The sequence below is a fragment of the Mycobacterium colombiense genome (assembly GCF_003284935.1).
GTDB lineage: Bacteria > Actinomycetota > Actinomycetes > Mycobacteriales > Mycobacteriaceae > Mycobacterium > Mycobacterium arosiense_A.
The window spans coordinates 1-7,000 of record NZ_QMEV01000119.1 but is presented as its reverse complement, the minus strand read 5'-3'; the positions used below and the strand labels follow the sequence as shown (position 1 = coordinate 7,000).

The window sequence follows — 7,000 nt, the reverse complement described above, 5'->3', positions numbered from 1 at the left end:
CATGGTGACATCCTTCCAGCCTGCCCACGCCGGGCAAGCCATCTCAGTTGTCACCTACTCGTGCAGCAGACCCATCAGACAGGACGAATCGATAACTGCTGTGGAGAGAAGTCTGGCACTACCAGCGTCATTCGAATCGGCCCAGCACATTGCCGCCGCGAAGAGTCTGCGCTATCCGCACGGCATTTCAACGAAAGCCTGTCAGCTATGACGACGCCGTCACAGCCCCACACATCTGCAGACTGTGAAGCCGCACAACGCGATCCCCGCAGGAGGCTATCGCTATTGAACATGTTGTATCGGTTAAGATTTCGGTCAGCATACCGCGGGAATGACTACGGCTACCTCGTGCAAGAAACCATGATGAAGGCCTACGTCGTATTGGGATCGTGCTCTGGTCGAGCCGTCGCCCGCGGCAGGATCAACCGGCGGAAGAAGCACTGACCTTAAATCGGAGGCGCTAGGAGGGCAACGCAGGCCAGATCCGCTGCCGTTGAGCGCTATTGGCACACTTGCATATCGACGACTACCCGTTCCGCTCATCGGAAGTGGTCACTGTGGCCCTGTGGTGCGGGGCGTCGAGATCATCTTGACGCTTCAGGAAGCAGCCGATAAACGCGAAGGGACGACTCATCATACTGTTCCGGCCAGGTCACGTTCTGTGGGATGAACGGCCGGGTTCGCCTTGCCGATCCGATCCGGCCAACCGGAAGCTCGCAGACGTAAAAATGCTGTGACAGGACGACGACTTTAAGGCAGCGCTCGTGTGCATCGAGCCGTCCCGCGAATCGGAACCGCTGCGATGGTTTACCTCGCGAGAGTCTATGCAACGCAGACTATTGTCCTGCTCTGCTGCCTCCGGCGTGGACAGTGCGCGGATGATTCGCTAGTAGCCGACAGCCGATTGCGAATGAGAGTGCCCTGCGCCTGGACCCATCAGCGCCGTACAGGTCTGTCCACATCCGCCCGGCCGCGGCCGATCAAGATCCGATGGGCGCTGCGGGCGCCGCGACAGCCTGGCGATCCATTTCCGGGGCAGGCGCCAGCGCTGGTGAAGGGAGGCGCAGCATTGTTGCTTTGCCTGGTACTGGGGAGGGGCCCTTCGTGGCGGCGCTATTGTTTTCTCATGCCTGATCGTGAACCGCTGGCGGCGTTTCTTCGGGCCCGTCGAGAACGGTTGAAGCCTGCTGATGTCGGCCTTGCCGACAGCGGGCGTCGCCGGGTGGCGGGTTTGCGTCGTGAGGAAGTTGCGATGCTTGCGGGCATAAGCGCCGACTACTATCTGCGGCTTGAGCAAGGCCGAACGACTCAGCCCTCTGATCAGGTACTCGCGGCTTTGGCCCGCGCGCTACAACTCGATGATGACGCGGCCGAGTACATGCGCAACTTGGCTCGGCCTGCTCTACCACGCCGTTCCGGTTCGGCCGCGTCGGTTGAGAAAGTTGATCTCGGCCTGCGGACATTGATCGACAATTGGCAATTGATTCCCGCATATGTGCAGGACCGGCACATGAACGTTTTAGCGGCCAATTCGATGGCCCAAGCGCTGTTGCCTTATTTCGCACCGGGATTCAACCAGCTGCGGACGGCGTTTTTGGACTCGGACTTTCCCGCTTGGGTGCGCAACTGGGACGAGGTAACCGAGATGCTCGTGTCATGGCTTCGGTTCAACTTCGCCGAAGACCGCTCAAACGACCCCGAACTGGTATCGCTCATCAACGAGCTCAGCGACGCTAGCCCACGGTTTCGCCGCTTGTGGGCGCGCCAAGAGGTCAAGCAAAAGACGAGCGGGCCAGCTCCGTTCTACCACCCCAGAGTTGGGCCGCTCACGCTGTGTTACCGAGTATTCATGCTGCCCGACATGAGGCAGACGATGATTGCCTACTACGCCGAACCTGGCACGCGTTCGGAGGAAAGCTTGCGTCTGCTCTCCAGTCTCGTGCATTCGGGGTAGCCGGTCACCCGGCTCCGTGCGTTGTCATCCGCACCGCTAATGGGGATGCGGCCCTTTGGGTTGTGGGTCGAGCGCAGCCATAGGAGTGGTTGCGTCACTCACTGAAGTTTGGTTCACAGACCGGTGGACGTATGGCGTTGTCTCAGCGCGGCTTCAGTGGCTTCGTGGGGAACCTGTGATTGCCAATACCAGGAAAAGACCGCTCTGGCTACCGGTCGCGTGCCGCGCCAGCATCGGGTGGTGAGGATTCGTCGCCTGGCCAGCGGGCAGCGGTGCGCATAGGAGGATTCGATGGCAGAACTGATGGATTGGGACGACGCCTACAACGAGAACGGGATCTTCAGTGGCCTGCCGCCGTGGGGCATCGGTCGACCGCAACCACAGATCGCCGACCTCATCAGTCAAGGGAGGTTTCGCAGCGATGTGCTCGACGCCGGCTGCGGCTACGGTGACACTTCGCTTGTTTTGGCGGCGTTGGGCTACACCGTCGTCGGAATCGACCGAAGCGTGATTGCGATAGACGCGGCAGTCGAGGAGCGCCGCCGCCGACGGCTGCCCAACGCAACGTTCGTGTCGTCCGACATCACGTCCGTTACTGGTTACGAAGATCGGTTCGCGACCGTCGTCGACAGCGCGCTGTTTCATGCACTTCCGGTAACGAAGCGCGACGACTACTTGAATTCGATACGCCGGGCGTCCGCGCCTGGCGCCTCGCTGTACATCCTGACATTCACCCAGGCGGCGTTCCCCGAAGATCCCGGATATCCGATTCCCAACGTAGTCACGAGAGACGAACTGGGCGACGCAGTAGGCAGGCATTGGACCATCGATGAGATCCGGCCGGCGTTCATTCACGCCTATGCGCCACAAACCCGTTCAAGCCCCAGGTTCGATTTGGACGCCGACGGATACGAAAAGTTGCCGGCGTTGCTACTCACCGCCCACCGGCCTTGACGAAACAAAGCGGTGGCGACCTCTAAACCCCATGATCGCAATGATCATCAGCGTAGGTCTCGGCCGAAACCATCACCCGCAACAACGAATTCGCGTCTCGGACGACGGGCGCCGCTGATGCCCGAGCAGCCCCCTCCGCGCCGGCGGCAGCGACTTGGAAATCAGCCAGCCGGATAGGGATAACTACTTCGCAGCTGCACGACTCTCTAGGAGATAACGTGAGACCTGTCCCGACATACGTGCTCATCCCGGGCGGCTGGCATGCAGCCTGGTGTTGGTGGCCAGTGGCCAAGCGGCTTCGCGCTGCGGGCCATCGCTCGATCGCATTGACTCTGCCGGGTCTCAACGACGGTGAGGATCCGTCGGGTTATCGGCTCACCGACGCGGTGGACTACGTCGTCAGCCAAGTACGCGGGCTCGAACTTGACGTCATCCTGGTTGCGCACAGTTGGGGCGGCTATCCCGCCACGGGCGCGGCTGCACTCCTCGCGGAACAAGTCAGCAAGGTCATTTACTTCAACGCGCTAGTGCCGGTGTGCGGCAAGTCGCTGGTTGACGATCACCCACCCGCCGGCCGCGACTTACTGCTGCATTTGATCAACGATTCGCCTGATGGCGCGATTGCGCCGACTCTGGCCTACGTTGAAGAGCTGTTCATGCAGGACACCGCGCCGATACTGCAGCGGATGGTGGCCGATCTCCTGACACCGCAGCCCGGCGGTTACTTCCTAGATGCTTTGCATGTCGATCCCGCAGCTCTGACTGTGCCTACCGCCTACATCGCCAGCGAAAACGATTGCGCACCCCAATGGTCGGCGGCGGAATTTGCGTCCCGACTCGGCGTCGAACCCGTCTACGTTCCAGGAACCCATCTGAGCATGCTGACCCACCCAGACGAAGTGGCCGAAGCAATCATGGCCGCCTGAATGCTTGCGGCTCAGGGACTGACAGTGAGTCGACCACCAGCCGTTCGAAAATCGCGAGAGCCTAGGAGGGGCCGATGACACACGCGGATCGGAACACCGCCGTCGTCTTGGGGGCAAGTATGGGCGGCCTGCTGGCCGCACGAGTCCTGGCCGACTTCTACCAGCGGGTCACCGTGGTGGAACGTGACGTCCTGCCCGACGTTCCGGTAAACCGGCGTGGCGTGCCGCAGGGACGACATCCGCACGCGCTGTTGGGCAGGGCCGTGGAAATAATCGGCAACCTGTTTCCCGGGATATTCGATCAGCTGACAGCCGATGGCGCCATTAGGTGGGACGACGGCGACATGTCGAGATTCTGGTCGAAGTTCGCGGGCCATCTAATGGTGCGCTCGTCAATTCCCGACCCCGCATCGTTGACGGACTATCACCTGAGCCGACCGCTTCTCGAGCACGCGGTACGCCGTGCAGTGCGCACAATACCGAACATCGAGTTTCTTGAAGAGCACGACTTCGTGGGCTTAACAGCTGACACCGATCGTGCCCGTATCACCGGCGCGCGCGTCCAAAAGCGTGGTGGCACAGACGAAACCGTGATCGCCGCGGATCTCGTTGTCGACGCGACCGGGCGGGGGTCCCGCGCACCGGTATTCCTGGAAGAACTCGGATACCGCCGGCCCCGGGAAGACGAGATCGAGGTACGAATCGCATACGCCACTGTGGCCGTGCGTATTCCGCGCGGAACGCTGCACGAACTCGTGGTGACCAACTATCCCATTTCGTCCCGCCCGACGATGTTTGCCATGTTCGCCTGCGAGAACGATATGTATCTGGTGCTCGGCGGCGGTGTCGGCGGCCAAGATCCGCCGGCTGACGTGACCGAATTGCTCGACCTCGCCGCCACACTTGCTCCTTCCCACATCACCGCAGCCCTGCAGTCGGCTGAGATCCTTGGCGACCTCGCGCAGTATCGAATTCCGTCCAACCGGTGGCGACGCTATGACAAGCTGGCCCGACTGCCAGCGGGGTTACTCGTGTTCGCGGACGCAATCTGTTCGTTCAACCCCATTTACGGTCAAGGCATGACCGTCGCCGCCCTCGAAGCCGAGGTGCTACGTGACTGTCTGCGCCGAGGAGACCGTAACCTGCCGGGACGGTTCTACGGCAAGTCGTCCAAAAAGATTCGCGTGGCTTGGCGCACGGCGGTCGGCTCAGATCTGATGCTCCCGCAGGTCCCCGGCAGACGGCCGCTGTCCGTTCGCGTCATGAACTCCTACATGGACCGGGTTCTCACCGCAGCCGAGACGGATTCGCTTGTAGCGCAGCAATTCTTCCGGGTGGTGCAGATGCTGGACGGCCCCTCAGCGCTGATCCGCCCGCACATAGTTGGCTGCATCGCCAAGGCAAGCATGACGCGGAAGCGCTGTCTTCAGCCGGTCGACCGGGTCGGGCAACCACGCCAGTGCGGCACGCTCGGCACCGCCTGGCCCAAATAGCAAGTAATAGAACCAAATAGCAGTAACAGAAAGGAAGACATGGGAGCGTTGGAGGTTTTTGGACCCATCGTCGAGTTCCTGACGCCGGAAGACGACGAGCAGGTATGCGTCATGCGCGCGGTCATCCCCGCCGGGGCGACGGTGCCGCTGCACAGCCACGACGATTTTGAGCATTTCTACATCCTGGCCGGCGCGCACCAAATCCTGGTCCAAGGCGACCGCGCCCCGCAATGGCACGACGCCTGCGCCGGGGATTATGTCCGGTTGCCGGGCGACGTTCCACACGCCATTCGCAACGCCTTGGAAGAACCCGCCGTCGTCCTGATAGTAACCACGCCACGCATGGGCACGTTCTTCCGCGAAGTCGGGCGGCCCGCGGGTTCCCCGCCACCGACTGCCCACGAGGTCGGTCGCTTCCACGAGATAGCGGAACGTTACGGGTACCTGCTGGCAACACCGGAACAAAACGCAGCGGTCGGCATCACGCTGCCCGCCTCATCGCGTGACGAGCCCCCCGAGCTGGAGAACACGCATGCTGCTATCTGAGATTGCGCCACACTACGACTTTGTGGTGTGCGGGTCAGGCTCATCGGGATCAGTGGTGGCAGGGCGACTCGCCGAAGACCCGGATGTCACCGTGCTCTTGCTGGAGGCCGGCGGTACCGACGACGTCCCGGCCGTCCAAAATCCCTTGCAATGGCCGCTCAACCTAGGTAGCGAGCGCGACTGGGGGTTCGTCTCGGAGCCGAATGCTCACCTCAACGGGAGATCGATCTCGCACTCCATGGGCAAAGTGCTCGGTGGGGGGTCCAGCATCAACGTGATGGCATGGGCACGCGGGCACCGCAGCGACTGGGACTACTTTGCCGCCGAGGCGGGCGACGAATCCTGGGGGTATGAGTCGGTGCTTGAAATCTATCGTCGGATCGAAGACTGGCACGGGCCCGCCGACCCCGACCGCGGTGTCGGCGGCCCGCTGTTCAACGCACCCGCGCGCGAACCCAATCCGCTTGCCGCGGCGATCGTTGAGGGCGCACGCTCGGTGGGAATCCCTAGCTACCCAAGCAACAACAGCGCCATGATGGTGGCCGAGGGCGGTGCCTCTCTCATTGATCTCCGACTACGCAATGAGATGCGGCAGTCGACGTTTCGCGGCTACGTCTATCCGCTTCTACAACGGTCGAACCTTTCAGTTCTCACCGGTGCGACGGTGACACGACTGCTCTTTAAGGACAAGCGGGTGACCGCAGTGGAGTTCTACTGCGGTGGGACGAATTACAACGTTTCCGCGATGAGCGAGGTGGTCATTTCCCTTGGTGCGATCAACACGCCAAAAGTACTTATGCAGTCAGGCATCGGCGACGCTGATGAGCTGCGCCGCTTCGCCATACCCGTTGTGTCCCACCTTCCCGGCGTGGGACGAAACTTTCAAGACCACCCGCGTATCGACTGCGTATGGGAGTACCGCGAGCCGCTCGAGCCGCACAACAACGGGGCAGAAGTGATGGTCCTTTCCAAAAGCGACCTTGTACTCGAGGCTCCCGATCTGCAGATATGCGTTGCGGAATTGCCCTTGTCCAGCGCAGAAAATATCGCCGTCTGAACCGCCCCGGCATGTCCGGAGACTCCACTTGTTGGGAAAGTTGGAGTCATGTCAGGGAGTACGTCGAAGC

5 protein-coding genes and 1 pseudogene are annotated in these 7,000 nt (G+C 61.6%); all 6 read left to right on the top strand.

Translation table 11 applies throughout. The annotated features are described in order from the left end of the window. The first annotated feature begins 1,126 nt into the window (after positions 1-1,126). Positions 1,127-1,954 (top strand): helix-turn-helix transcriptional regulator, encoded by an 828-nt coding sequence (locus DQP57_RS25845; RefSeq protein WP_112635686.1) that lies wholly within the window; start codon positions 1,127-1,129, stop codon positions 1,952-1,954. A 291-nt stretch (positions 1,955-2,245) separates the two neighbouring features. Further along, positions 2,246-2,908: a class I SAM-dependent methyltransferase gene (locus DQP57_RS25840; protein ID WP_112635684.1), complete on the top strand. Its 663-nt coding sequence runs from the start codon at positions 2,246-2,248 to the stop codon at positions 2,906-2,908. Positions 2,909-3,126: 218 nt separating this feature from the next. Further along, positions 3,127-3,834: an alpha/beta fold hydrolase gene (locus DQP57_RS25835; RefSeq protein ID WP_346427308.1), complete on the top strand. Its 708-nt coding sequence runs from the start codon at positions 3,127-3,129 to the stop codon at positions 3,832-3,834. 74 nt (positions 3,835-3,908) lie between these two features. After that, a complete protein-coding gene (locus DQP57_RS25830; RefSeq protein ID WP_112635682.1) occupies positions 3,909-5,327 on the top strand; it encodes an FAD-dependent oxidoreductase in 1,419 nt (472 codons plus the stop codon). Positions 5,328-5,366: 39 nt separating this feature from the next. Next, positions 5,367-5,873 (top strand): cupin domain-containing protein, encoded by a 507-nt coding sequence (locus tag DQP57_RS25825; RefSeq protein WP_112635680.1) that lies wholly within the window; start codon positions 5,367-5,369, stop codon positions 5,871-5,873. Next, positions 5,860-6,924: pseudogene (locus DQP57_RS25820) on the top strand (GMC family oxidoreductase); the annotation flags it as partial. The gene DQP57_RS25825 and the pseudogene DQP57_RS25820, both read left to right, overlap by 14 nt. Between the last annotated feature and the right edge of the window lie 76 nt (positions 6,925-7,000).